This is a genomic window from Pseudomonas sp. GW456-L13 (assembly GCF_017350115.1).
In the GTDB taxonomy this organism is placed as follows: domain Bacteria; phylum Pseudomonadota; class Gammaproteobacteria; order Pseudomonadales; family Pseudomonadaceae; genus Aquipseudomonas; species Aquipseudomonas jessenii.
Genome location: NZ_JACNAS010000001.1, coordinates 1,882,146 through 1,906,450, shown reverse-complemented (window position 1 = coordinate 1,906,450; position 24,305 = coordinate 1,882,146). Strand labels below are relative to the sequence as shown.

The window sequence follows — 24,305 nt, the reverse complement described above, 5'->3', positions numbered from 1 at the left end:
CTGAATTTGAAGTAAACAAAAAAGGCCCGCATCGCTGCGGGCCTTCTTTTCATAGCGGTGGAGGAGGGTTGTTAACCCGCCACCAGCACCCGAATCGCTTCCAGTCGCAGCGCAGCCTTGTCGAGCATGGCCAGGCCTTGCTCGCGTTGTTTGCGCAGGGCCACCAGTTCGCTGTCGCGCACGGTCGGGTTGACCGCTTGCAGGGCGGTCAGGCGCGCCAGTTCTTCGTCGGTATCGGCGGCCAGGCGACGCTGCGCCTCGGCGACACGTTCAGTGTGGCGCGGCAGGATCTTCGCTTCACCGGCGTTGATCCGTGGCGTCAGTTGGTCACGCTGGGCCTGGATGAACTTGTTGGCGCTGGCACGCGGCACGCTTTCGAGCTGATCGTTCAAGGTTTCGAACGACACGCGGGCCGACAGGTCGTTGCCGTTGGTATCGAGCAGGCAACGCAGGGCGGCCGGTGGCAGGTAACGGCCCAGTTGCAGCGAGCGCGGGGCAACCACTTCGCTGACATAGAGCAGTTCCAGCAACACGGTGCCAGGTTTCAGCGCCTTGTTCTTGATCAGTGCCACGGCGGTGTTGCCCATGGAACCGGACAGCACCAGGTCCATGCCGCCCTGAACCATCGGGTGCTCCCAGGTGATGAACTGCATGTCTTCGCGAGACAGCGCCTGGTTACGGTCGTAGGTGATGGTCACGCCTTCGTCGTCGCCCAGCGGGAAGCTGGCGTCGAGCATTTTTTCGCTCGGCTTGAGGATCAGCGCGTTTTCCGAATGGTCTTCGCTGTCGATGCCGAAGGCGTCGAACAGGGTTTCCATGTAGATCGGCAGGGCGAACTGATCGTCTTGCTCGAGGATGTCTTCAACCAGCGCATCACCTTCGCCAGCGCCACCGGAGTTGAGCTCCAGCAAACGGTCGCGGCCGGTGTGCAGCTCGGCTTCAAGGCGCTCACGCTCGGTGCGGGCTTCGTCGATCAGCGCTTGCCACTCGCCATCGTCGGCTTCTTCGAGCAGCGGCAGCAGGCGCGGGCCGAACTGGTGCTGCAAGGCGTTGCCGGTCGGGCAGGTGTTGAGGAACGCATTCAGCGCTTCGTGGTACCACTGGAACAGGCGCTCTTGCGGGCTGGTTTCCAGGTACGGCACGTGCAGTTCGATGATGTGCTTCTGGCCGATCCGGTCCAGTCGACCGATACGTTGTTCCAGCAGGTCCGGGTGGGACGGCAGATCGAACAGCACCAGGTGATGGGAGAACTGGAAGTTGCGACCTTCACTGCCGATTTCCGAGCAGATCAGCACCTGTGCGCCAAATTCTTCGTCGGCGAAGTAGGCGGCGGCGCGGTCACGCTCGAGGATGTTCATGCCCTCGTGGAACACCGTGGCCGGGATGCCGGAGCGCACGCGCAGGGCGTCTTCCAGGTCCATGGCGGTTTCGGCGTGGGCGCAGATCACCAGCACTTTGGTGCGCTTGAGCATCTTCAGTTGATCGATCAGCCATTCGACGCGCGGGTCGAATTTCCACCAGCGTTCTTCTTCGCTGGCGTCCGGTTGGGCCTGGAAGCTGACTTCCGGGTACAGCTCGGCGTGATCGCCCAATGGCAGTTCAAGGTATTCGTCCGGGCACGGCAGCGGGTACGGGTGCAGCTTGCGCTCCGGGAAACCCTGCACGGCAGCGCGGGTGTTGCGGAACAGCACGCGGCCGGTGCCGTGGCGGTCGAGCAATTCACGCACCAGACGCGCGCTGGCTTCGGTGTCGCCATCGTTGACGGCGGCCAGCAGGGCTTCGCCTTCGTTGCCGAGGAAACCGTGGATGGTCTTGTGGGCTTGCGGCGACAGGCGTCCCTTGTCCAGCAACTCCTGAACGGCTTCAGCCACCGGGCGATAGTTTTCGCTCTCGGCGCGGAAGGCTTGCAGGTCGTGGAAACGGTTCGGGTCGAGCAGACGCAGACGAGCGAAGTGGCTGTCCTGGCCCAGTTGTTCTGGGGTGGCAGTCAACAGCAGCACGCCGGGAATGGTCTCGGCGAGTTGCTCGACCAGGGAATACTCAGGGCTGACCTGATCTTCGTGCCACACCAGGTGGTGAGCCTCGTCGACCACCAGCAAGTCCCAGCCCGCCGCGAACAGCGCGTCCTGGGCTTTCTCGTCGTCCACCAACCACTCAAGCGCGACCAGTGCGAGCTGGGTGTCTTCGAAGGGGTTGCTGGCATCGCTTTCGATGAAGCGTTCTTCGTCGAACAGCGCGACCTGCAGGTTAAAGCGGCGACGCATCTCGACCAGCCACTGGTGCTGCAGGTTTTCCGGAACCAGGATCAGCACGCGGTTGGCGCGGCCCGAGAGCAATTGGCGATGGATCACCAAGCCGGCTTCGATGGTTTTGCCCAGGCCCACTTCGTCGGCCAGCAGAACCCGTGGCGCGATACGGTCGGCGACTTCGCGGGCAATGTGCAACTGGTGCGCGATCGGTTGCGCACGCACGCCGCCCAGACCCCAAAGGGAGGACTGCAACTGGCGACTGGTGTGTTCCAGTGTGTGGTAACGCAGGGAGAACCAGGCCAGCGGGTCGATCTGGCCGGCGAACAGACGGTCGCTGGCCAGGCGGAACTGGATGAAGTTCGACAGTTGGGTTTCCGGCAGGGTGACCACTTCGTTCTGCCCGTTGAGGCCGTGGTAAACCAGCAGGCCATCGACGTCGTCGACTTCGCGAACGGTCAGCTTCCAGCCTTCGAAGTGAGTGATGGAGTCACCGGGCGAAAACCGCACACGGGTGAGGGGCGCATTCCTTAGCGCGTACTGGCGAGTGTCGCCAGTGGCCGGATAGAGCACGGTCAACAAGCGGCCGTCCTGTGCCAGAACGGTGCCTAAACCCAGCTCGGCTTCGCTGTCACTGATCCAGCGTTGCCCCGGTTGATACTGCTGCGCCATGCTGCCTGACTCCCACCTGAAAAAGCGGGCTATCTTAACGGAATGAGGGCTTCAGGGCCAAAGGACTCTCAGAAAAACTCACAGTCATACGTTAGCCCACCTGTGCATGACGCGCCGCCCGGTGCACTAATGAGTGCCAAATGAGTCACAGTTTGCGACCGATGGCTCAAGTCGCCATCCCCGCAGCCGACAGCCTGCTGACAGGAGACTGAAAACCATGCTGCCACCGATGCTCCCCTTGAGTGCCGTGCCGATCACTTCACAGACCGACCCGATCCGTCAGCGTCCGGATATTCCTCCGGTGGTGCCGGTTCAGGAAAGCTCCAGTGAAAGCACGATCGACCTGCAAAAGCGCAACCCTGAGGAGGATGGACTGGTGCTGCGCGAGGAACAGCGCCGCAGGCAGGAGCAGGAACGACGTCGCCACGAAGCTGATAATGACCCGCAGGCTCACCTGGCGATTCCCGGGGATGAGCTCAATGCCGACAACACCGTGCCGGTGGCGCCGCTGATGGAAGATCAGCCGCGGCAAGGGTTGTGGGTCGATATCGAGATTTGAGCGCAGGCTGGTCAGCACGGCCGTCAGGCCGCATTATTGGCGCAGGGTTGCCGAACGCTACAGCGGCTTAAACTCATTTCAAGCGATGCACTGACTGCCATGAGCCAAGACGACAAACTGATTGACCTCAATGCCGAGCGCGCCAAGCGTGTTCATGACCTCAATGACAAGCGGCTCAATGAAGTTCGCCAGGCGTTCGAGCAGGCCATGCCATTGGGCAAGGCCAAAAAAAAGCCGAAAAACAAACCGAAAAAGCGCTGAAATCCCCCGCATTCATTGATGCGGGTCAAACTTCTCCCTTCCTCTTGCCCAGTCTCGGGCGACATTGATCCCGGTCAATATTCTCTCCTGCCCGTTTGGTTAACTTAGCCCTATCGCAACAGGGCAGGTACAGGAGACGCGTCATGTTTTTCGACAACGTGGTGATCGCCGGAGTGCTGACTGTCAGCCTCATGTTTGTATTTTTTGCAGGGTTCGGACTTTTTATCTGGAAGGATTCGCACAAGCGGAAATAACCGTAGTTCTTTCTGGATGTAATGAGCACGCAAGGCATTTTGGGCAACTTCGGTTGCCCTTTTTTTTGCCTGTAAAAAACTATCGGTAAACACGTAACCCTGTAGGAGCGAGCTCTGCTCGCGATGGACGCCAGCGATGACGCGGGCTGCCTGAATGTACGCGTTGTCCTTGCGGTCATCGTCGGAACGCCGCCCGGAGCAGAGCTCGCTCCTACAGTGATTTTTTGCGATTGGCGGCAATAAAAAAGGCGCGGTCCTTGCGGAGCGCGCCTTTTTCGATGCCGCTGTATCAGCTACCCAGCGCCTTCGAGGCCAGCCAGAACAACCCGGCCGACAGGGCCACGGTGGCTGGCAGGGTCAATACCCAGGCCAGCAGGATGGTTCTGACGGTGCCGCCTTGCAGGCCGCTCTTGTTGGCGACCATGGTGCCCGCCACGCCCGAGGACAGCACGTGGGTGGTGGAAACCGGCAGGCTGAAGATGTTGGCCATGCCGATCAGGCTGGCGGTGGTGATCTGCGCCGACATGCCTTGGGAGTAAGTCATGCCTTGCTTGCCGATCTTCTCGCCAATGGTCAGTACCACGCGTTTCCAGCCGACCATGGTGCCCAGGCCCAGGGCCAGTGCTACCGCCAGAATCACCCAGAACGGGGCGTATTCAGTGGTGGTGGTCAGGTCTTTGCGCAACTTGTCCAGGTCAGCCTTTTCACGGGCCCCGAGCGTTGGCAACTTGCTGACTTTCTTCGCGGTGTCATCCAGGCAGAGCAGGTAACGACGTACTTCGATGCGGCTTTCCGCCGACAGCGAATGGTAGTCGGCTACACCCTTGAGGGTGCCGAGCAGGGCGGTGATGGTCGGTTCGGTCTGTTGCGGGTTGCAACGGAATTTCTCCGGCAAGTCGCCGTTCAAGCTCTTGCCCAGGGCCAGGAACTCGCCCAGGGTTTCGGAATTGCGCTGGTAGAACTGGCTCAGGTGCAACGTAGCGTCGCGAGTCCGTTCGATCTGGTAGGTCGTGCTGTTCAGGTCGAGGACGAACTGGGCCGGCACGATACCGATCAGGACCAGCATGATCAGGCCGATACCTTTCTGGCCATCGTTGGAACCGTGAACGAAACTCACGGCCATGGCCGAGATCACAAGTACCAGGCGATTCCAGAACGGCGGGTGTTTCTTGTCGTCGATCTTGCGGCGCTGTTCCGGCGTCTTGTGCATCTTCGACAGCGGACGCCACCATTTAAGACCGATCAGGATCAGCGCGGCGATCAGGAAGCCTGCCATAGGCGAGAACACCAGCGACATGCCGATATCGATCGCCTTTTGCCAGTTCACCCCGTCGGCCAACGGAATTTCGTTGATCAGGGCGTTGGCCAGGCCCACGCCGAGGATCGAGCCGATCAGCGTGTGGGAACTGGAGGCGGGGATACCGAAGTACCAGGTGCCCAGGTTCCAGGTGATGGCTGCGGCGAGCAACGAGAACACCATGGCCAGCCCGTGACCGGTGTTCACATTGATCAGCAGTTCTACCGGCAGCAGGTGGACGATGGCATACGCCACGCCGACCCCGCCCAGCAGCACGCCGAGGAAGTTGAACACACCGGAGAAGAACACCGCCAGGTGAGGCGGCATGGCTTTGGTGTAGATAACGGTCGCCACCGCGTTAGCGGTGTCATGAAAGCCGTTGATGAACTCGAAGGCGAGGACAAAGGCCAGGGCGAGCAAGAGGCTCACAAGCACCCAAGCATCCAGTCCGCTGAATAAATCGATCATGAAGGTTTTCTGACCCGGTCATAAGGGGGCGCGATTATGCCAGAAAAGACTGCTAATCAATGCACTAGCTGCTCATCGGTAACATTCTTCAACGAATTTTTTTGCCGCAGGACCTGAAAACCCACGGTTTTGCTGTGTTTTTTAAGTCATTGATTTTATTGAAAAAATAGACTGTCACAAAACCTTCACCGCCCGGCAGGAGGGGCTTGAACGGTTGTGAGAAAAATCTGAGAAATAGGTCAGATACCGGAAATCTGCCTGATTCGACGACGGTGATGGCCGCTGCCCGCTCGTAGCGGGCGCGAAAGGCAACATCAATACATCCCGCTTTTAACGGGTGCAGAGGCAGGTTCTTGTAAGGATCAGGCCGAAGCAGTCACGGCTCTTCGGCTTTGAGTTCCTTTTCCATTTTTTGAAGTTCTTGCTGGAAAACCTGATCCTGAACGGTGGCGCGTTTACGCCAGGGTTTGCGTTCCGGTTCGGGTTGAGCGGCGTAAGTGGTGACTTCTCCGCCGTAAACTTCCTTGTAACGTTGTTCCTGGCGCTCTAGTTCCGCGCGCAGTTCGTCTTTCGTCACAGTGCTACCTGATTGAGTTGGGATAAATTCTGGTGAAAACGCGCTGCATCAAATCGTTTGATCACGTTCGTCGAGTGGGCAATGCCCGTCAAGGCATCGTTTTTGGCAACAACGTGATCAATACTTCCATGTCACAGGCGGCCACGACACCAGAGATAAATAGCTGACGTAGCTTCAGTTTCCTGTTTCGGCAAACGCGATGGCAAGGCTGTGCAATGCGGATCTGGCGCTTGCAACGGGCAACGGCGATGGAACATCGCCTGGCCGGGCAGCGGGTTCGGCAAGTAAAAAACCGAAGCGCTACTGAATTGTATTATAGCGGCCGATTTGAAGAACACTATCTCCAAAGAGTTAAAAGTGAATCTTGGTGTGTGACCGTTTTGTTGCTCGAAACTTTGCGATTAACTAGAACGTCGACGGATACCGCATTGCTGCGATGCCTTTCTGACGCCATTAAATCAGGCAAGTTACGGTAATTGGATTGCCCCATTAAGTCCTGTGTCGAGTCGGCGTAAACATGGGGGCGCAAGTCAGCGAAAACCGGGCATCAGCGCATGTGATTTACACGACGGATTGCGATTATCGGTCGAGCGTTCGATAATCGCACGGAGTTGGCGGGCCGGGCTTGAGCGCCAGGCTCGCCCTTTGTAATAGTCGCTGATCCGAATGGGTAAAAGGACCTTGTATGAACGATCAAATGCGCAATTCCTTCGCTTCAGTGGCTCCTCCCATCGTTGCCTCACCTGCCAAACGGATCCAGGCACTGACCGGCGACCCGGATTTCATGACGTCCCTGGCCCGTGGCCTGGCCGTGGTGCAAGCGTTCCAGGAGCGCAAACGACACCTGACCATCGCCCAGATCAGTCACCGCACGGAAATTCCCCGCGCCGCCGTGCGCCGTTGCCTGCACACCCTGATCAAACTCGGCTACGCCACCACCGACGGCCGCACCTATTCGCTGCTGCCCAAAGTGCTGACCCTCGGCCATGCCTATGTGTCATCTACGCCGCTGGCGGTTTCCGCCCAGCCTTACCTGGACCGCATGAGCGAGCAACTGCACGAGGCCTGCAACATGGCCACGCTGGAGGGGGATGACATTCTGTACATCGCACGCTCCGCGACCACCCAGCGGCTGATTTCGGTGGACCTGTCGGTGGGCGGGCGCTTGCCGGCCTATTGCACCTCGATGGGGAGGATCCTGCTGGCCGCGCTGGATGACACCTCGCTGGGCGAATACCTCGACCACGCCGAATTGCAAGCCAAGACCAGCCGCACGATCCACACCCCCGAGGCGTTGCTCGAATGCCTGCAAGAGGTGCGACAGCAAGGCTGGTGCATCGTCGACCAGGAACTCGAGCAAGGACTGCGTTCGATTGCCGTCCCGGTGTACGACGCTTCCGGGCAGGTGGTTGCGGCCCTCAATGTCAGCACTCACGCCGGGCGAGTCAGCCGCAATGAACTGGAACAGCGGTTCCTGCCCGGTTTGTTGAGCGCCAGCCGCGACCTCAGCGCCCAGTTGTTTGCCTAAGCCGTTCGATAAACGCACAGAGTCGCGTTTATCGAATTGACGCTGTTTCCTCCGGGTCATTACTGTCGCGGCTTCGTCGGCATCTGCTGACATCGTTCGACCGCGATCCGTGGGATAAAAATAATGAACCAGCCTCAGTCTGCTGTAGGTAACTGCCTCGACGTGCAGTCCTTCATCAATGCCCAACCCATTTCGCGCTACCAGTGGCGCGTGGTGATCCTGTGTTTCCTGATTGTCTTCCTCGATGGCCTCGACACCGCGGCAATGGGCTTCATCGCCCCGGCCCTGTCCCAGGACTGGGGGATCGACCGAGCCAGTCTCGGCCCGGTGATGAGTGCAGCGTTGATCGGCATGGTCTTCGGCGCACTGGGCTCCGGCCCTCTGGCTGACCGCTTCGGGCGAAAAGTCGTACTGGTCGGCGCGGTGCTGTTGTTCGGTGCCTTCAGCCTGGCCTCGGCCTACAGCACCAATGTCGATCAGCTGTTGGTGTTGCGCTTCCTGACCGGCCTGGGTCTGGGCGCCGGCATGCCGAACGCCACCACGCTGCTGTCGGAATACACCCCTGAGCGCAAAAAGTCCCTGCTGGTGACCAGCATGTTCTGCGGCTTCAACCTCGGCATGGCTGGCGGCGGATTTATCTCGGCCAAGCTCATTCCGGCCTTTGGCTGGCACAGCCTGCTGCTGATCGGTGGAGTGCTGCCGCTGATCCTCGCCGTCGTTTTGCTGTTCTGGCTGCCGGAGTCGGCGCGTTACCTGGTGGTGCGCAACCGCGGTACGGACAAAGTACGCAAGGCACTGGCGCCGATTGACCCGACGGTGGTGGCCCAGGCGTCCAGTTTCAGTGTGCCGGAACAGAAAACCGTGAAGGCGCGCAACGTGTTCGCGGTGATCTTCTCCGGCACCTACAGCACCGGCACCTTGCTCTTGTGGCTGACCTACTTCATGGGCCTGGTGATCGTTTACCTGCTGACCAGTTGGCTGCCGACGCTGATGCGTGACAGTGGCGCGAGCATGGAGCAGGCCGCCTTCATCGGCGCACTATTCCAGTTTGGTGGCGTGCTGAGTGCTGTGGGCGTGGGCTGGGCAATGGACCGGTTCAATCCGCACAAGGTCATCGGCACTTTCTACCTGCTGGCCGGGGTGTTTGCCTACGCGGTAGGGCAGAGCCTGGGCAACATCGCGCTGTTGGCGACGCTGGTGCTGGTGGCCGGGATGTGTGTCAACGGTGCGCAATCGGCAATGCCGTCACTGGCTGCGCGGTTTTATCCGACTCAGGGGCGGGCCACCGGCGTGTCGTGGATGCTCGGGATCGGCCGCTTCGGCGCCATCCTCGGGGCGTGGATGGGCGCGACGCTGCTGGGCCTGGGCTGGAACTTCGAGCAAGTGCTGACGGCGCTGGTGATTCCGGCGGCGCTGGCGACGACGGCGGTGGTGATCAAGGGCATGGTCAGTCATGCGGATGCGACCTGACAGCCTGATCCGGAATCTCGCGTGATGTAGATGGCCTCTTCGCGAGCAGGGCTCGCTCCCACAGTTGATTGCAATCCTCTGTGGGAGCGAGCCCTGCTCGCGATGCATTTGGGGATAGGTAGCCAGACAACAATGTGTTCGATAATCGAACGCTCAGTCGATTATCGGATTGTTTGGCCTTTTTCAGAAGCTTAACCTTCAGTCATTCCGGCGCTGCGCATCGGCGCCTTCTTCCACTGTCGGTTAACAATAAACGGGAGCCTGCCCCAATGGCTGAAATCCTTTCGCTGCACGACGCGGTGAAGCAATTCGTAAACGACGGCGATACGGTCGCGCTCGAAGGCTTTACTCACCTGATCCCGACGGCCGCCGGTCACGAAATCATTCGCCAGGGCAAGAAAGACCTGACCCTGGTGCGGATGACCCCTGACTTGATCTACGACCAGTTGATCGGTGCCGGTTGTGCCCGCAAACTGATTTTCTCCTGGGGCGGCAACCCGGGTGTCGGCTCACTGCATCGCCTGCGTGACGCAGTAGAGAAACAGTGGCCCCACGCGCTGGAAATCGAAGAACACAGCCACGCCGACCTGGCCAACGCCTACGTCGCCGGGGCATCCGGCCTGCCGTTCGCGGTGCTGCGTGCCTACGCCGGTTCCGATTTGCCGAAGGTTAACCCGCTGATCAAATCCGTGACCTGCCCGTTCACCGGCGAAGTGTTGGCAGCAGTGCCTTCGGTGCGCCCGGACATTACCGTGATTCATGCGCAGAAAGCCGACCGCAAGGGCAACGTGCTGCTGTGGGGCATCCTCGGCGTGCAGAAAGAAGCTGCGCTGGCGGCCAAGCGCTGCATCGTCACCGTTGAGGAAATCGTCGACGACCTCAATGCACCGATGAACTCCTGTGTATTGCCAACCTGGGCCTTGAGCGCGGTTTGCCACGTACCTGGCGGCGCGCATCCGTCCTATGCCCACGGCTACAACGAACGCGACAACCGCTTCTACCAGGCCTGGGACCCGATTGCCCGCGACCGTGAAACCTTCACCGCGTGGATCAACGAATACATCCACGGCAGCGCTGACTTCAGCGAGTTCCAGGCCAAACTGGCCGCCGCTTCGGAGGCGAAGTAATGACTTACACCACCAATGAAATGATGACCGTTGCCGCTGCCCGTCGCCTGAAGAACGGCTCGGTGTGCTTCGTCGGCATCGGCCTGCCGTCGAAAGCGGCCAACCTGGCGCGCCTGACTTCCTCGCCTGATGTGGTGCTGATCTACGAATCGGGCCCGATCGGTGCCAAGCCAAGTGTACTGCCACTGTCGATCGGTGACGGTGAACTGGCGGAAACCGCTGACACCGTAGTCCCGACCGGTGAGATTTTCCGTTACTGGCTGCAGGGCGGGCGCATTGACGTCGGTTTCCTCGGCGCGGCGCAGGTCGACCGTTTCGGCAACATCAACACCACCGTCGTGGGTGATTACCACGCGCCGAAAGTCCGTCTGCCGGGTGCAGGTGGCGCGCCGGAGATTGCCGGTTCCGCCAAGAGCGTGTTGATCATCCTCAAGCAGTCGTCGCGCTCCTTTGTCGACAAACTCGATTTCATTACCTCGGTCGGCCACGGCGAGGGCGGCGATTCGCGCAAGCGTCTCGGTCTGCCAGGCGCCGGACCGGTGGGGATCATCACCGATCTGTGCATCATGGAGCCGGAAGCCGGTACCCATGAGTTCGTGGTCACTGCACTGCATCCGGGTGTGACCCGCGAGCAAGTGGTTGATGCCACCGGTTGGGCGATTCGCTTTGCCGACCAGGTTGAGCAAACCGCCGAGCCGACTGAAGTCGAACTGACCGCGCTGCGCGACCTCGAAGCCCGTACCGCTGCCGCACACGGCCAAGCCCCCGGAGAAGCGTGATGCGTGACGTTTATATCTGCGACGCGATTCGTACCCCCATCGGCCGTTTCGGCGGTGGCCTGTCGACGGTGCGTGCCGACGACCTGGCTGCCGTGCCAATCAAGGCCTTGATGGAGCGCAACCCGTCGGTGGACTGGAACGCGGTGGACGAGGTGTTCCTCGGCTGCGCCAACCAGGCCGGTGAAGACAACCGCAACGTTGCGCGTATGGCACTGTTGCTGGCCGGCCTGCCGGAAACCATTCCCGGCGTGACCCTCAACCGCCTTTGCGCTTCGGGCATGGATGCCATCGGCACCGCGTTCCGCGCCATCGCCAGCGGCGAGATGGAGCTGGCGATTGCCGGTGGTGTCGAGTCGATGTCCCGTGCGCCGTTCGTGATGGGCAAGGCCGATGCCGCTTTTTCGCGCAACATGAAGCTCGAAGACACCACCATCGGCTGGCGCTTCATCAACCCGTTGATGAAGGCCCAGTACGGCGTGGATGCGATGCCGCAGACCGCTGACAACGTGGCCGACGATTACAAGGTGTCCCGCGCCGATCAGGACGCGTTCGCCCTGCGCAGTCAACAACGCACGGCCGCCGCACAAGCCGCCGGGTTCTTCGCCGAAGAAATCGTTGAAGTGCGCATAGCCCACAAGAAGGGTGAAACCGTGGTCAGCCAGGACGAGCATCCTCGCGCCGACACCACCCTGGAAGCTCTGACCAAACTCAAACCGGTCAACGGCCCCGACAAGACCGTCACCGCCGGCAATGCCTCGGGTGTAAACGACGGCGCCGCCGCGTTGATCCTGGCTTCGGCCGAAGCGGTGAAGAAACACGGCCTGACTGCCCGTGCCAAAGTGCTGGGCATGGCCAGCGCCGGTGTTGCCCCGCGGGTGATGGGCATTGGCCCGGTGCCGGCGGTGCGTAAACTGATCGAGCGCCTCGGTGTGGCGGTCAGCGATTTCGACGTGATCGAGCTCAACGAAGCCTTCGCCAGCCAAGGCCTGGCGGTGCTGCGTGAACTGGGGATCGCGGACGACGCGGCCCAGGTCAACCCGAACGGTGGTGCGATTGCCTTGGGTCACCCGTTGGGCATGAGTGGCGCGCGGCTGGTGTTGACCGCATTGCATCAGCTGGAAAAAACCGGTGGCAAGAAAGGTCTGGCCACCATGTGCGTCGGTGTCGGTCAGGGTCTGGCCCTGGCGATCGAGCGCGTCTGACGCGCTCTGAAGACTTATAAGAACTGAGGAATGTTTCATGACTGACAAGCCTGGTTACCGTCGCCCGCAGGAAGGCACCCAGCCGGAGTACCTGCACCCGACCTATCAATCCACCAACCTGCGCTCGCCGTCCAAGCCGTTGGTGTTCCTGCCGCATTCGCTGTCGGAAATCACCGGTCCTACCGTCGGTGCAGAGCGCATCAACGAGAAGGATAACGACCTGACCGCCCAGCACGAGGGGCAGCCTCAGGGTGAGCGCATCATCATCCACGGCCGTGTGCTGGATGAAAACGGTCTGCCGGTGCCGGGGATTCTGGTGGAGATCTGGCAGGCCAACGCCGCCGGTCGCTACGCCCATGCCCGCGACCTGCATGACGCACCGCTGGACCCGAACTTCACCGGCACCGGCCGCACCGTGACCGACGCCGATGGCTGGTACCAGTTCCAGACCATCAAGCCCGGCGCCTATCCATGGGGTAACCACCACAACGCCTGGCGCCCGGCGCACATCCATTTCTCGCTGTTCGGGCCGAGCATCCTGACGCGCCTGGTGACGCAGATGTATTTCCCGGGCGACCCGCTGCTGGCGTACGACCCGATCTACAACTGCGTGCCCGATACCAGCGCCAAAGAGCGTTTGATCGCCACGTTCGATCTGGAAAAAACCATCCCTTCCTATGCCCTCGGTTATCGCTGGGACATCGTATTGCGCGGCCGCGACGCCACGCCGATGGAGAAATAAGATGACGCTGACTGCGACCACGTCCCACACCGTCGGGCCGTACTACCACATCGGCCTGACCTGGCTGAACCGCGAAAACCTGACCGTCGAACAAACCCTGGGCGAGCGCGTAGCGATCACCGGGCAAGTGGTCGACGGCAATGGCGACATCGTCAACGACGCGATGCTGGAAGTCTGGCAGGCCAACGCCGCCGGCAAGTATGACCACCCGGAAGACGACCAGGACAAACCCCTGGACCCGAACTTCGAAGGCTTTGGCCGGGTGCCGGTAGATGCCGAAGGACGCTTTCGCTTTACCACCATCAAGCCCGGTACGGTCGAGGGCCTCAAAGGCACGACCCAGGCACCGCACCTTGTCGTTCTGGTGTTTGCCCGTGGTTTGGTGAAACACCTGCTGACGCGGATCTACTTTGATGGCGAGGCGGCCAACGTCAACGATCCGTTGCTGGAGTGCGTGCCGGCCGAGCGCCGCAGCACCTTGCTGGCCAAGAAGGATGCGTCGGGTGTTTATCAGTGGAATGTGATTCTGCAGGGTACCGATGCCGAGACGGTGTTCTTCGACTATTAAGTGAACACTGCAAAACCTGTGGGAGCGAGCTTGCTCGCGATGACTGAGTCACATCCAGCATAAATGGTGACTGACCTGACGCTATCGCGAGCAAGCTCGCTCCTACAGGGGATCTGTGTTGCTGATTTATCTGCGGAACGGGAGTGTTGCAAAGTGTGTCTAGACTCTCACTTTCCCCATTGAGTGAAAAAACAATGACAACACCCACAGCGCCTATAGCTCTTTATACGGGCGAAGAACGCAGCAAGCGGATCTTCGCCATTGTCGGTGCCTCGTCCGGCAACCTGGTTGAATGGTTCGACTTTTACGTCTACGCCTTCTGTGCGATCTATTTCGCACCGGCCTTTTTCCCGTCCGATAACCCCACCGTGCAGTTGGTCAATACCGCTGGCGTGTTCGCCGCCGGGTTCCTGATTCGGCCGATTGGTGGCTGGATTTTCGGGCGCTTGGCGGACAAGCACGGGCGCAAGAATTCGATGTTGATCTCGATTCTGATGATGTGCTTCGGCTCGCTGCTTATCGCCTGCCTGCCGACCTACAGCAGCATTGGGGTCTGGGCGCCGATCCTGTTGCTGTTCGCCCGTTTGCTGCAAGGCTTGTCGGTGGGCGGTGAGTACGGCACTACCGCAACCTACATGAGTGAAGTGGCGCTCAAGGGCCAGCGCGGTTTCTTCGCCTCGTTCCAGTACGTGACCCTGATTGGCGGCCAATTGCTCGCGGTGTCGCTGGTGGTGGTCCTGCAACAGTTCCTCACCGAAGATGACCTGCGTGCCTACGGCTGGCGGATACCCTTCGTGGTGGGTGCCATGGCGGCGCTGGTTTCGCTGTATCTGCGTCGTTCGCTCAAAGAAACCACCAGCAAGGCAATGCGCGAAAACAAGGACGCCGGCAGCATCAGCGCCCTGTTTCGCGACCATAAAACCGCGTTCATCACCGTACTCGGTTACACCGCCGGTGGTTCGCTGATCTTCTACACCTTCACCACGTACATGCAGAAGTACCTGGTGAACACCGCCGGCATGCCGGCCAAGACTGCCAGCTACATCATGACCGGCGCGCTGTTCCTCTATATGTGCATGCAGCCGATTTTCGGCATGCTCGCCGACAAGATCGGCCGGCGTAACTCGATGCTCTGGTTCGGCGCCCTCGGCACGCTGTGCACCGTGCCGATCCTGTTGAGCCTGAAAAGCGTGACAAGTCCGTTTCTGGCCTTCGTGTTGATTACCCTGGCGCTGGCAATCGTCAGTTTCTACACCTCCATCAGTGGCCTGGTGAAAGCCGAGATGTTCCCGCCCGAGGTGCGTGCATTGGGTGTCGGCCTGGCGTATGCGGTGGCGAATGCGATTTTCGGTGGTTCGGCGGAGTATGTGGCCTTGAGCCTCAAGGCCGTGGGCATGGAAAACTCGTTCTACTGGTACGTGACGGTGATGATGGCGATAGCGTTCCTGTTCAGCCTGCGTCTGCCGAAACAGGCGAAGTATCTGCATCACGACCTTTGATCTTCACGCGCGGACCGCAGGCCCGCGCCTCCAGGAATTGTTTATGAACCAGCGACCGGGCAATCAATTGTTCGATGCCTATTTCACGGCCCGCGACATGCGTGAGGTGTTCTGCGATCAGGGGCGGGTCCAGGCCATGCTCGATTTCGAAGCGGCATTGGCCCGGGCCGAAGCACGGGTCGGGATGATTCCGTCGAGTGCTGTCGCGCCGATTGAAGCAGCTTGCCGTGCCGGGCTTTATGATTTTGCGATGTTGGGCGAGGCCATTGCCACGGCGGGTAACTCGGCGATTCCGTTGGTCAAGGCGCTGGGCAAGCAGATCGCGGCCACCGATGCCGAAGCCGAGCGCTATGTGCATCTGGGCGCGACCAGCCAGGACGTGATGGACAGCGGCCTGGTGCTGCAACTGCGCCGGGCGCTGGAACTGATCGAGAGCGACCTGGCACAACTGGGGCAGACACTCGCGTCCCAGGCCCAGCGCTACGCGACCACGCCATTGGCCGGACGCACCTGGCTGCAGCATGCGACACCGGTCACCCTCGGCATGAAGATCGCCGGCTGGCTGGGGGCGGTGACCCGCAGTCGCCAACGCTTGGCCGAACTCAAGCCGCGTCTGCTGGTGCTGCAATTCGGCGGTGCGTCCGGAACCCTTGCGGCCCTTGGCGAACAGGCCATGCCGATTGCCCAAGCGCTGGCCGAAGAACTGCAACTGACCTTGCCCGATCAGCCGTGGCACACCCAGCGCGATCGCGTGGTGGAGTTCGGCGCTGCGCTCGGCCTGATCGCCGGCAGTCTCGGCAAACTCGGGCGTGATATCAGCTTGTTGATGCAAACCGAGGCCGCCGAAGTGTTCGAGCCTTCGGCGCCGGGCAAGGGCGGTTCCTCGACCATGCCGCACAAACGCAATCCGGTGGGCGCGGCGGTGTTGATCGGCGCGGCGACTCGCGTACCCGGTTTGCTTTCGACGCTGTTCAGCGCCATGCCCCAGGAGCACGAGCGCAGCCTCGGTCTGTGGCATGCCGAGTGGGAAACCCTGCCGGAAATCTGCTGCCTGGTGTCGGGCAGCCTGCATCAAGCATTGTTGATCGTCCAAGGGCTGGAAGTGGACGCCGAGCGCATGGCGCGCAATCTCGATTTGACCCAGGGCCTGGTGCTCGCCGAAGCGGTGAGCATCGTCCTCGCGCAGCGGGTTGGGCGCAATACCGCGCATCATCTGTTGGAGCAATGCTGCAAACGCGCCGTGGCTGAACAACGTCACCTGCGTGCGGTCCTCGGCGACGAACCACAAGTGACCGCCGAACTGTCGGCGGCTGAGCTCGATCATCTGCTGGACTCTGCCCATTACCTCGGCCAGGCCAAAACCTGGGTCGAGAGGGCGGTGGCTGAACATTCTGCATTGACTGCCTGAAGGAGACTTGCTGTGGCTTTTGTACAACTCGCCGAGGGCGAACTGCATTACCAACTCGATGGACCGGTCGATGCGCCGGTGCTGGTGCTGTCCAACTCCCTGGGCACGGACCTGCACATGTGGGACGCGCAGATCCCGGCGTTCTCCAAGCATTTTCGCGTGCTGCGTTTCGACACCCGCGGCCATGGCCAGTCATTGGTGACACCGGGGCCTTACAGCATCGAGCAACTGGGCCGCGACGTGCTCGCATTGCTGGATGCCTTGCACATCGAACGCGCGCATTTCTGCGGTTTGTCCATGGGCGGGCTGATTGGCCAGTGGCTGGGGATCAACGCCGGCGATCGACTGAACCAGCTGATCGTGTGCAACACCGCAGCGAAAATCGGCGATCCGTCGGTGTGGAACCCGCGCATTGAAATGGTGCTGCGCGATGGTCAGGCGGCCATGGTTGCCCTGCGCGATGCGTCGATTGCCCGCTGGTTCACCCCGGATTTCTCCGAAGCCAACCCGGCGGCGGCCAAGCAGATTACCGACATGCTGGCGGCGACTTCGCCAGAAGGTTACGCGGCCAATTGCGCAGCTGTGCGCGATGCCGATTTTCGCGATCAGTTGTCCTCGATCAAGGCGCCGCTGCTGGTGATCGCCGGCACTGAGGATGCGGTCACGCCGCCGTCGGGTGGGCACTTCATTCAGGAACATGTGCCGGGCGCCGAGTACGCCGAGTTCTACGCTGCGCACTTGTCCAACGTGCAGGCTGGCGCTGATTTCAGCGAATGTGTTCTGGCCTTTCTGAAGGCTCGTTGAGGGATATTCCGTGGACGAGAAACAACGTTACGACGAAGGCATGAAAGTCCGTCGCGCGGTACTGGGCGATGCTCACGTCGACCGCAGCCTGACCACCCTGACCGAGTTCAACTCGGAGTTCCAGGAAATGATCACCCGCCACGCCTGGGGCGACATCTGGACCCGCGAGGGTCTGCCACGCCATACCCGCAGCCTGATCACCATCGCCATGCTGATCGGCATGAACCGCGAGGGCGAACTCAAACTGCACCTGCGCGCCGCCGCCAACAATGGCGTGAGCCGTGGCGAGATCAAGGAAGTGATCATGCAGAGCGCGATCTATTGCGGGATTCCGGCAGCCAATGCGACGTTCCACTTGGCCGAGTCGGTGTGGGATGAGTTGGGGGTTGAATCGCGGGAGTAAGCGGTAACGGTGAACAACCTGTGGGAGCGAGCTTGCTCGCGATGGCGTCGGCACATTCACTATTGATGTCGCCTGATACACCGCCATCGCGAGCAAGCCCGCTCCCACATTTGTTTTGTGTTTACAACAGGCTGATCGGGTAGCTGATGATCAGGCGGTTCTCATCGAACTCGTTATTGCTGTAATCGCGGCGCATGGTCGAGTTGCGCCATTTCAGGTTCAGGTCCTTCAGTGCACCGCTTTGCACGGTGTAGCCCAGTTCACTTTCGCGTCCCCATTCCTTGCCGTCGGTGATGGTGCCGGTGTGCACATTGTCACCGCTGATGTAGCGGTTCATCAGGGTCAGGCCCGGAACGCCCAGGGCGGCGAAGTTGTAGTCGTGGCGTACTTGCCAGGATTTCTCCTGGGCATTGTCGTAACTGGAGTTGTAGCTGTCGTTGGCCAGGGTACCGCCGCTGGTGCCGTTGACCCGCATCCAGGCGTTGTCGCCGGTGAGTTTTTGCAGGCCGACGTAGAAGGTGTTGCCGCCGTATTTGGCCGAAAACAAGCCGTACATTGTTTTGTTGTCCAGCTCGCCAGCACGGGCGCTGCCGTCATCCTTGCCGTAGAAGAAACCCAGGTTGGCGCCCAGGGTCCAGTCACCCAATGGCTGGCTGTGGGTCAGGTTGATGAACTGCTGGCTATAGATGTCCTTGAGTTCGGCGTTCCACAGGCCGATCTGGGTGCGCTTTTCGTTGAACAGGTATTCGCCGCCCTGAAAGTTGAAACGGTCGGAGGTGAACGCTGCTTTGCCGGTCATCGACATGTCGTCCATGCTGCTGTCATCGCGGGGGCTGTTCTGCCGGAACTGGCCGCCGTAGAGCGTCAGGCCATTGATCTCCTTCGACGTGATCTGGCCGCCCCGGAAGGTTTGCGGCAACGAACGACCGTCGTCCGAACGCAGGATTGGCAACACCGGCATCCACTCGCCGACTTTCACTTCGGTCTGCGACAGCTTGGCCTTGAACGCGACATTGGTGCGCCCGAAGTTATCCGCCGGGCGACCGTCATGATCCAGCGGCAGCAGTTGCGTACCGCCTGTGCCTTTACCGCCGTCGAGCTTCACCGAATACAAACCGAGCACATCCATGCCGAATCCGACGGTGCCCTGGGTGAACCCGGACTTGGCGTCGAGGATGAAACTCTGCGTCCATTCTTCAGCCTTGCCTTGGGCCTTGGTCGGGTTGGTGAAGTTGCGATTTATGTAGAAGTTGCGCAGGTTCAGGTTGACCTTGGCCCCTTCGACAAAACCCGACTCTTCGGCGCAGGCGGGCAGGGCCGCGCTGGCCAGGGCCATGGCAATCAGGCTGGGAACGAAGTACTGCGCGGGAGAAGGCGTCATGGGCTCGGGTCTCTCTAATTCTTTGGGATGAAGCGGGGTGATGCCGCAACCCTGGGTTGCAGACGAATATTCGAAATCAGCACGAACGAAGCGGATCAGCCGGAGAGGGCAGGGCGCGGGGGCATGGTGTCGAACCTGTTGTTATTGGTTTTGTGGTTCGGATGGTGCGTGGAATGTACTGGATGGTTCAATTGTTAAAAGCAGGTTTTGGGCGATTATCGAACGCAACATGTCGCTGGATTTTGTGTGGCCTGTGCGGGCCTCATCGCGAGCAAGCTCGCTCCCACAGTGGACTTACAGCGTGCATAAGATTTTTGCCAAACCCAGCCTCCTGTGGGAGCGAGCTTGCTCGCGATGGGGCCATCACTGAGAACACACCTTTTCCCGCAGCCAACAAAAAGCCCACCAATCGGTGGGCTTCTCGTTTTTACAGCGCTATCAGAAATACTTCATCTTCGGCGCTTCTTCTTTCAACGGCTCGTTCTTCGCCGTCTGTTCGTTCCAGCCACCACCCAGGGCCTTGTACAGGTTCACCTGGCTGACCAGCTGCGCCAGTCGGTCGGTGATCAGTACCTGTTGCGCGCTGAACAGTTGACGCTGGGCATCGAGGAAGGTCAGGTTGCTGTCGACACCAATGCGGTAGCGACGCTCGGCCAGGCGGTAGTAGTCCTGGTTGGCACTGACGAAATCTTTCTGTGCCTGCAACTGCTGGACGTAGGTCTGGCGGGCAGCCAGGCCGTCGGCGACTTCCTGGAAGGCCGTTTGAATGGACTTCTCGTAGTTCGCCACACCGATGTCTTTCTGGATTTTCGAGTAATCCAGGCTGGCGCTCAGGGCGCCGGCGTTGAAGATCGGCAGGTTGATCTGCGGTTGGAACAACCAGGTGCCCGAACCACCCTTGAACAGACCGGACAGGTCCGGGCTCAGGGTGCCGGCATTGGCCGTGAGGCTGATGCTCGGGAAGAACGCAGCCCGTGCCGCGCCGATGTTGGCATTGGCGGCCTTCAGGTTGTACTCGGCCTGAAGGATGTCCGGACGACGATGCAGCAGGTCCGACGGCAGGCCGGGTGGAACGTCGCTCAGCAGGTCGTCGTCAAGTGGTTTGGCCGCTTGCAGGTTGGCCGGGACACCGGTGCCGAGCAGCAGCACCAGGCTGTTCTCGTCCTGGGCGACCTGACGGGTGTACTTGGCCAGTTGCGCACGGGCGTTTTCCACCGAGGTGCGCGACTGTGCCAGGTCCAGGGCCGAGGCGACGCCCACTTCGTTGCTGCGGGCGGTGAGCTTGTAGCTCTCCTCGAAGGCGGCGAGGGTGTCCTGGGTCAGCTTGTACAGTTCCTTGTCGGCCTGCCAGGTCAGGTAGGCATTGGCGACGCTGGCCACCAGGCTGATCTGCGTGCTGCGGCGGCCCTCTTCAGTGGCGAAGTACTTCTGCAACGCTTCTTCGTTCAGGCTGCGAACCCGGCCGAACAGGTCGAGTTCATAGGCGCTGACGCCAACAGTTGCCGAGTAGGAACTGCTGATGCCGGCTTCGCCGGTCTGGGAAGCATCAGCCGGAAGCCGCTGACGGCTGCCGCTGCCATTGGCCGAGACGGCCGGGAACAGATCGGCACGGGAGATGCGGTATTGAGCCGCGAACGCGTCGATGTTCAGGGCCGCGACCCGCAGGTCACGGTTGTTTTCCAGGGCAACCTGGATCAGCTGTTGCAGCGCCGGGTCATGGAAAAACTGCTTCCAGCCCTGCTCGGCAGCCGCTTGCGCGGGTGCCTGGGCCGGCGAGTACGCCGGGCCCTGCGGGTACTGGCCCGCCACCGGTGCTTCGGGCTGCTGATAGTCAGGTATCAGCGAGCAGCCACCGAGTACGAAGGCGGCGACTGCCAGGGAGAGTAGCGACTTGCTCATTAGCCAGCCTCTTTAGAAGTTTCAATAGCGTCATCCTGGTCGGCGATTTTACGCTGGCCAATGGACGACACGGTGACGAAGAACAGCGGGACCCAGAAGATCGCCAGCACAGTGGCCGTGATCATACCGCCGATTACGCCGGTACCGATTGCATGCTGGCTACCGGAGCCCGCACCGGTGGATATCGCCAGTGGTACCACACCGAGGACGAAGGCGAGCGAGGTCATGATGATCGGTCGCAGACGCATGCGGCAGGCTTCGATCGCTGCATCGCGCAGGCTACGCCCTTGTTCGTGCAATTCCTTTGCAAATTCGACAATCAGAATGGCGTTTTTCGCCGCCAGACCGATAGTCGTCAACAAACCTACCTGGAAGTACACGTCGTTGGACAAACCACGCAGGCTGGTGGCCATCAGCGCACCGATGATCCCCAGCGGTACAACCAACATCACCGCGATCGGAATCGACCAGCTTTCATACAACGCCGCCAGACACAGGAACACCATCAGCAGCGACAGGGCGTACAGCGCTGGTGCTTGCGAACCGGACAGACGCTCTTCGTACGACAGGCCGGTCCAGGAAATACCGACACCCGCCGGCAGTTTCTTGGCAATGGCCTCGACTTCGAGCATGGCTTCACCGGTGGAATAGCCTGGCGCCGGGGCACCGAGGATTTCCATCGCTTCCACGCCGTTGTATCGGGCCAGTTTCGGCGAACCGTAAATCCACTCGCCCTTGGCGAACGCCGAGAACGGAACCATGTTGCCGGTACTGTTGCGCACGTACCACTTCTGCAGGTCTTCAGGGCCCATTCGAGCGCCTGGCTGGCCTTGCACGTACACCTTCTTCACCCGACCACGGTCGATGAAGTCGTTGACGTAGCTACTGCCCAGGGCAATCGACAGGGTGTTGTTGATGTCGGCGATGGTAATGCCCAGGGCACTGGCCTTCTCGTCATCGATTTCCAGCTGGTATTGCGGTTCGTCGTTCAGGCCGTTCGGACGCACCTGAGACAGAATCTTGCTTTGTGCGGCCATGCCGAGGAACTGGTTGCGCGCTTCCATCAGTTTTTCGTGGCCGATACCGGCACGGTCCTGCAGGAACACGTCGAAACCGGTGGCGTTACCCAGTTCCAGTACCGCCGGTGGCGCGAAGGCGAACACCATGGCATCGCGGAAGGTGAAGAAGTGCTGCTGGGCACGGGCCGCCACCTTGAACACATTGTTGTCGGCGTTACGTTCGTCCCACGGTCTGAGCATGATGAACGCCATACCCGAACTCTGGCCACGGCCGGCGAAGTTGAAGCCGGTCACGGTAAACACCGAGTTCACCGCATCGCCTTCGCCGCCATCCTTGCCAGGTCGCAACAGGAATTCACGCATTTCGTCCACGACCACCTGGGTGCGCTGGGACGTCGAACCGGCCGGGGTCTGCACCTGGGCGAACAGTACACCCTGGTCTTCTTCCGGCAGGAACGCCGTTGGAATGCGGGTGAACAGCCAGATCATGCCAACCACGATCAGCAGGTACGCCAGCAGATACGGGATCTTGCGCTGCAGGATATTGCCGACACCGCGCTCGTAGCTGCGAACGCCACGGTCGAAATTGCGGTTGAACCAGCCAAAGAAACCACGCTTGGGTACGCCGTGCTCGCCTTTGGGAATCGGCTTGAGCATGGTGGCGCAAAGCGCCGGGGTGAAGATCAGCGCGACCAGTACCGACAGGGCCATGGCCGAGACGATGGTGATCGAGAACTGCTTGTAGATCACACCGGTGGAACCGCTGAAGAACGCCATCGGCAGCAGAACCGCCGACAACACCAGGGCGATACCGACCAGTGCACCCTGGATCTGGCCCATGGACTTCTTGGTGGCTTCCTTGGGTGACAGACCTTCTTCGCTCATCACCCGTTCGACGTTTTCCACCACGACGATGGCGTCGTCCACCAGCAAGCCGATGGCCAGCACCATGCCGAACATGGTCAGGGTGTTGATGCTGAAACCGGCGGCCGCGAGGATGCCGAATGTACCGAGCAATACCACCGGCACGGTCATCGTGGTGATGATGGTGGCGCGGAAGTTCTGCAGGAACAGGAACATCACCAGGAACACCAGGGCGACCGCTTCGACCAGGGTGTGAACCACGCCCTTGATCGATTCGGTTACGACCGGAGTGGTGTCATACGGAAACACCACTTCCATCCCTTGCGGGAAGAACGGCTTGAGGCTGTCGATGGTCGCGCGCAGGGCCTTGGCGGTATCGAGCGCGTTGGCACCGGTGGCCAGTTTCACGGCCAGGCCGGAAGCCGGGGCACCGTTGAACTGGGCGTTGATGCTGTAGTTCTCACCCCCCAGGCCGACTTCGGCAACATCCCTCAAGCGAACCTGGGAACCGTCCTTGTTGACCTTGAGCAGGATCTTTTCGAACTCTTCCGCGGTCTGCAGGCGGGTCTTGCCGATGATGGTCGCGTTCAACTGGGTGCCGGGCAGGGCAGGCAGGCCGCCGAGCTGGCCGGACGACACCTGGACGTTTTGCGCGGCGATAGCGGTCTTGACGTCGATCGGGGTCAGGTTGAAGTTGTTCAACTTGGCCGGGTCGAGCCAGATTCGCATGGCGTACTGGGAACCGAACACCTGGAAGTCGCCGACACCGGCGGTCCGCGAGATCGGGTCCTGCATGTTCGACACGATGTAGTTGGACAGGTCGTCCTTGGTCATGCTGCCGTCACGCGACACCACGCCGATCACCAACAGGAAGTTCTTCACCGCCTTGGTGACGCGGATACCTTGCTGTTGCACTTCTTGCGGCAACAGCGGGGTGGCCAGGTTCAGCTTGTTCTGGACCTGGACCTGCGCGGTGTCGGAGTTGGTGCCTTGCTCGAAGGTCGCGGTAATGGTCATGGTGCCGTCGGAGTTACTTTCCGACGAGACATAACGCAGGTTGTCGATACCGTTGAGCTGTTGCTCGATCACCTGAACCACGGTGTCCTGAACCGTTTGTGCCGAAGCACCCGGGTAGGCCACGGAGATGGCGATCGCTGGAGGCGCAATGCTCGGGTACTGGTTGATTGGCAGTCTGAGGATCGATAGTGCCCCGACCAGCATGATCACCAGGGCAATTACCCAGGCGAAAATCGGACGGTCGATAAAAAATTTCGACAT

At 60.6% G+C, this 24,305-nt stretch carries 20 protein-coding genes; 14 read left to right on the top strand and 6 right to left on the bottom strand.

The features are described from left to right. Positions 1–71: 71 nt before the first annotated feature. On the bottom strand, positions 72–2,918 hold the full coding sequence (gene rapA / locus J4D25_RS08700) for an RNA polymerase-associated protein RapA (RefSeq protein ID WP_057716096.1): 2,847 nt from the start codon (positions 2,916–2,918) through the stop codon (positions 72–74). A 217-nt stretch (positions 2,919–3,135) separates the two neighbouring features. On the opposite strand from rapA, the gene J4D25_RS08695 reads away from it, so the two are divergent. The 3 genes from J4D25_RS08695 to ccoM all read left to right on the top strand — a co-directional run bounded on the left by J4D25_RS08695 (position 3,136) and on the right by ccoM (position 3,992). After that, positions 3,136–3,477, top strand: coding sequence for a hypothetical protein (locus J4D25_RS08695; protein WP_057716095.1), 342 nt, complete (start codon positions 3,136–3,138; stop codon positions 3,475–3,477). 99 nt (positions 3,478–3,576) lie between these two features. Beyond that, positions 3,577–3,738, top strand: a complete 162-nt coding sequence (locus J4D25_RS08690) for a hypothetical protein (RefSeq protein WP_008016476.1) — start codon at positions 3,577–3,579, stop codon at positions 3,736–3,738. A gap of 143 nt (positions 3,739–3,881) precedes the next feature. Further along, positions 3,882–3,992 carry a cytochrome c oxidase subunit CcoM gene (ccoM, locus tag J4D25_RS27155; RefSeq protein ID WP_007976669.1) on the top strand — a complete coding sequence of 37 codons (111 nt, stop codon included), beginning with the start codon at positions 3,882–3,884 and terminating at the stop codon, positions 3,990–3,992. Between the two features lie 289 nt (positions 3,993–4,281). Here the strand turns inward: ccoM and J4D25_RS08685 are convergent, their stop codons facing one another. Beyond that, positions 4,282–5,757 carry an inorganic phosphate transporter gene (locus tag J4D25_RS08685; protein ID WP_057716094.1) on the bottom strand — a complete coding sequence of 492 codons (1,476 nt, stop codon included), beginning with the start codon at positions 5,755–5,757 and terminating at the stop codon, positions 4,282–4,284. 376 nt (positions 5,758–6,133) lie between these two features. Continuing rightward, positions 6,134–6,334, bottom strand: coding sequence for a hypothetical protein (locus tag J4D25_RS08680; RefSeq protein WP_007986337.1), 201 nt, complete (start codon positions 6,332–6,334; stop codon positions 6,134–6,136). 685 nt (positions 6,335–7,019) lie between these two features. Between J4D25_RS08680 and pcaR the strand changes: the two genes are divergently transcribed. The 11 genes from pcaR to pcaC all read left to right on the top strand — a co-directional run bounded on the left by pcaR (position 7,020) and on the right by pcaC (position 17,864). Continuing rightward, complete coding sequence (pcaR, locus tag J4D25_RS08675; RefSeq protein WP_057716093.1) at positions 7,020–7,862, top strand: pca regulon transcriptional regulator PcaR; 843 nt, start codon at positions 7,020–7,022, stop codon at positions 7,860–7,862. 123 nt (positions 7,863–7,985) lie between these two features. Then, entirely contained in the window at positions 7,986–9,332 is a 1,347-nt protein-coding gene (locus J4D25_RS08670; RefSeq protein WP_057716092.1) for an MFS transporter, read from the top strand. A 269-nt stretch (positions 9,333–9,601) separates the two neighbouring features. Next, a complete protein-coding gene (locus tag J4D25_RS08665) occupies positions 9,602–10,459 on the top strand; it encodes a CoA transferase subunit A (RefSeq protein WP_008054173.1) in 858 nt (285 codons plus the stop codon). Beyond that, positions 10,459–11,238, top strand: a complete 780-nt coding sequence (locus J4D25_RS08660; protein WP_057716091.1) for a CoA-transferase subunit beta — start codon at positions 10,459–10,461, stop codon at positions 11,236–11,238. Before J4D25_RS08665 ends, J4D25_RS08660 begins: the two co-directional genes overlap by 1 nt. After that, the gene (gene pcaF / locus J4D25_RS08655; RefSeq protein WP_174245503.1) at positions 11,235–12,440 is read left to right on the top strand and encodes a 3-oxoadipyl-CoA thiolase; all 1,206 of its coding nucleotides are present in this window, start codon (positions 11,235–11,237) and stop codon (positions 12,438–12,440) included. The genes J4D25_RS08660 and pcaF overlap by 4 nt, the downstream gene beginning before the upstream one ends. A gap of 37 nt (positions 12,441–12,477) precedes the next feature. Next, the gene (gene pcaH, locus J4D25_RS08650) at positions 12,478–13,182 is read left to right on the top strand and encodes a protocatechuate 3,4-dioxygenase subunit beta (RefSeq protein ID WP_057716089.1); all 705 of its coding nucleotides are present in this window, start codon (positions 12,478–12,480) and stop codon (positions 13,180–13,182) included. Position 13,183: 1 nt separating this feature from the next. Next, positions 13,184–13,750, top strand: coding sequence for a protocatechuate 3,4-dioxygenase subunit alpha (gene pcaG, locus J4D25_RS08645; RefSeq protein ID WP_057716088.1), 567 nt, complete (start codon positions 13,184–13,186; stop codon positions 13,748–13,750). Between the two features lie 194 nt (positions 13,751–13,944). Then, on the top strand, positions 13,945–15,249 hold the full coding sequence (locus tag J4D25_RS08640; protein ID WP_057716087.1) for an MFS family transporter: 1,305 nt from the start codon (positions 13,945–13,947) through the stop codon (positions 15,247–15,249). Positions 15,250–15,292: 43 nt separating this feature from the next. Next, positions 15,293–16,657 carry a 3-carboxy-cis,cis-muconate cycloisomerase gene (locus J4D25_RS08635; RefSeq protein ID WP_057716086.1) on the top strand — a complete coding sequence of 455 codons (1,365 nt, stop codon included), beginning with the start codon at positions 15,293–15,295 and terminating at the stop codon, positions 16,655–16,657. Positions 16,658–16,669: 12 nt separating this feature from the next. Then, on the top strand, positions 16,670–17,461 hold the full coding sequence (gene pcaD / locus J4D25_RS08630) for a 3-oxoadipate enol-lactonase (RefSeq protein WP_057716085.1): 792 nt from the start codon (positions 16,670–16,672) through the stop codon (positions 17,459–17,461). A 10-nt stretch (positions 17,462–17,471) separates the two neighbouring features. Then, positions 17,472–17,864 carry a 4-carboxymuconolactone decarboxylase gene (gene pcaC / locus J4D25_RS08625; protein ID WP_008016493.1) on the top strand — a complete coding sequence of 131 codons (393 nt, stop codon included), beginning with the start codon at positions 17,472–17,474 and terminating at the stop codon, positions 17,862–17,864. Between the two features lie 121 nt (positions 17,865–17,985). On the opposite strand, the gene J4D25_RS08620 is transcribed toward pcaC, so the two are convergent. The 3 genes from J4D25_RS08620 to emhB form a co-directional block, all read right to left on the bottom strand. Then, positions 17,986–19,245 (bottom strand): OprD family porin, encoded by a 1,260-nt coding sequence (locus tag J4D25_RS08620; RefSeq protein ID WP_057716084.1) that lies wholly within the window; start codon positions 19,243–19,245, stop codon positions 17,986–17,988. Between the two features lie 438 nt (positions 19,246–19,683). Beyond that, positions 19,684–21,144 (bottom strand): efflux RND transporter outer membrane subunit EmhC, encoded by a 1,461-nt coding sequence (gene emhC / locus J4D25_RS08615; RefSeq protein ID WP_057716083.1) that lies wholly within the window; start codon positions 21,142–21,144, stop codon positions 19,684–19,686. Continuing rightward, positions 21,144–24,305, bottom strand: coding sequence for an efflux RND transporter permease subunit EmhB (emhB, locus tag J4D25_RS08610; protein ID WP_057716082.1), 3,162 nt, complete (start codon positions 24,303–24,305; stop codon positions 21,144–21,146). Before emhB ends, emhC begins: the two co-directional genes overlap by 1 nt.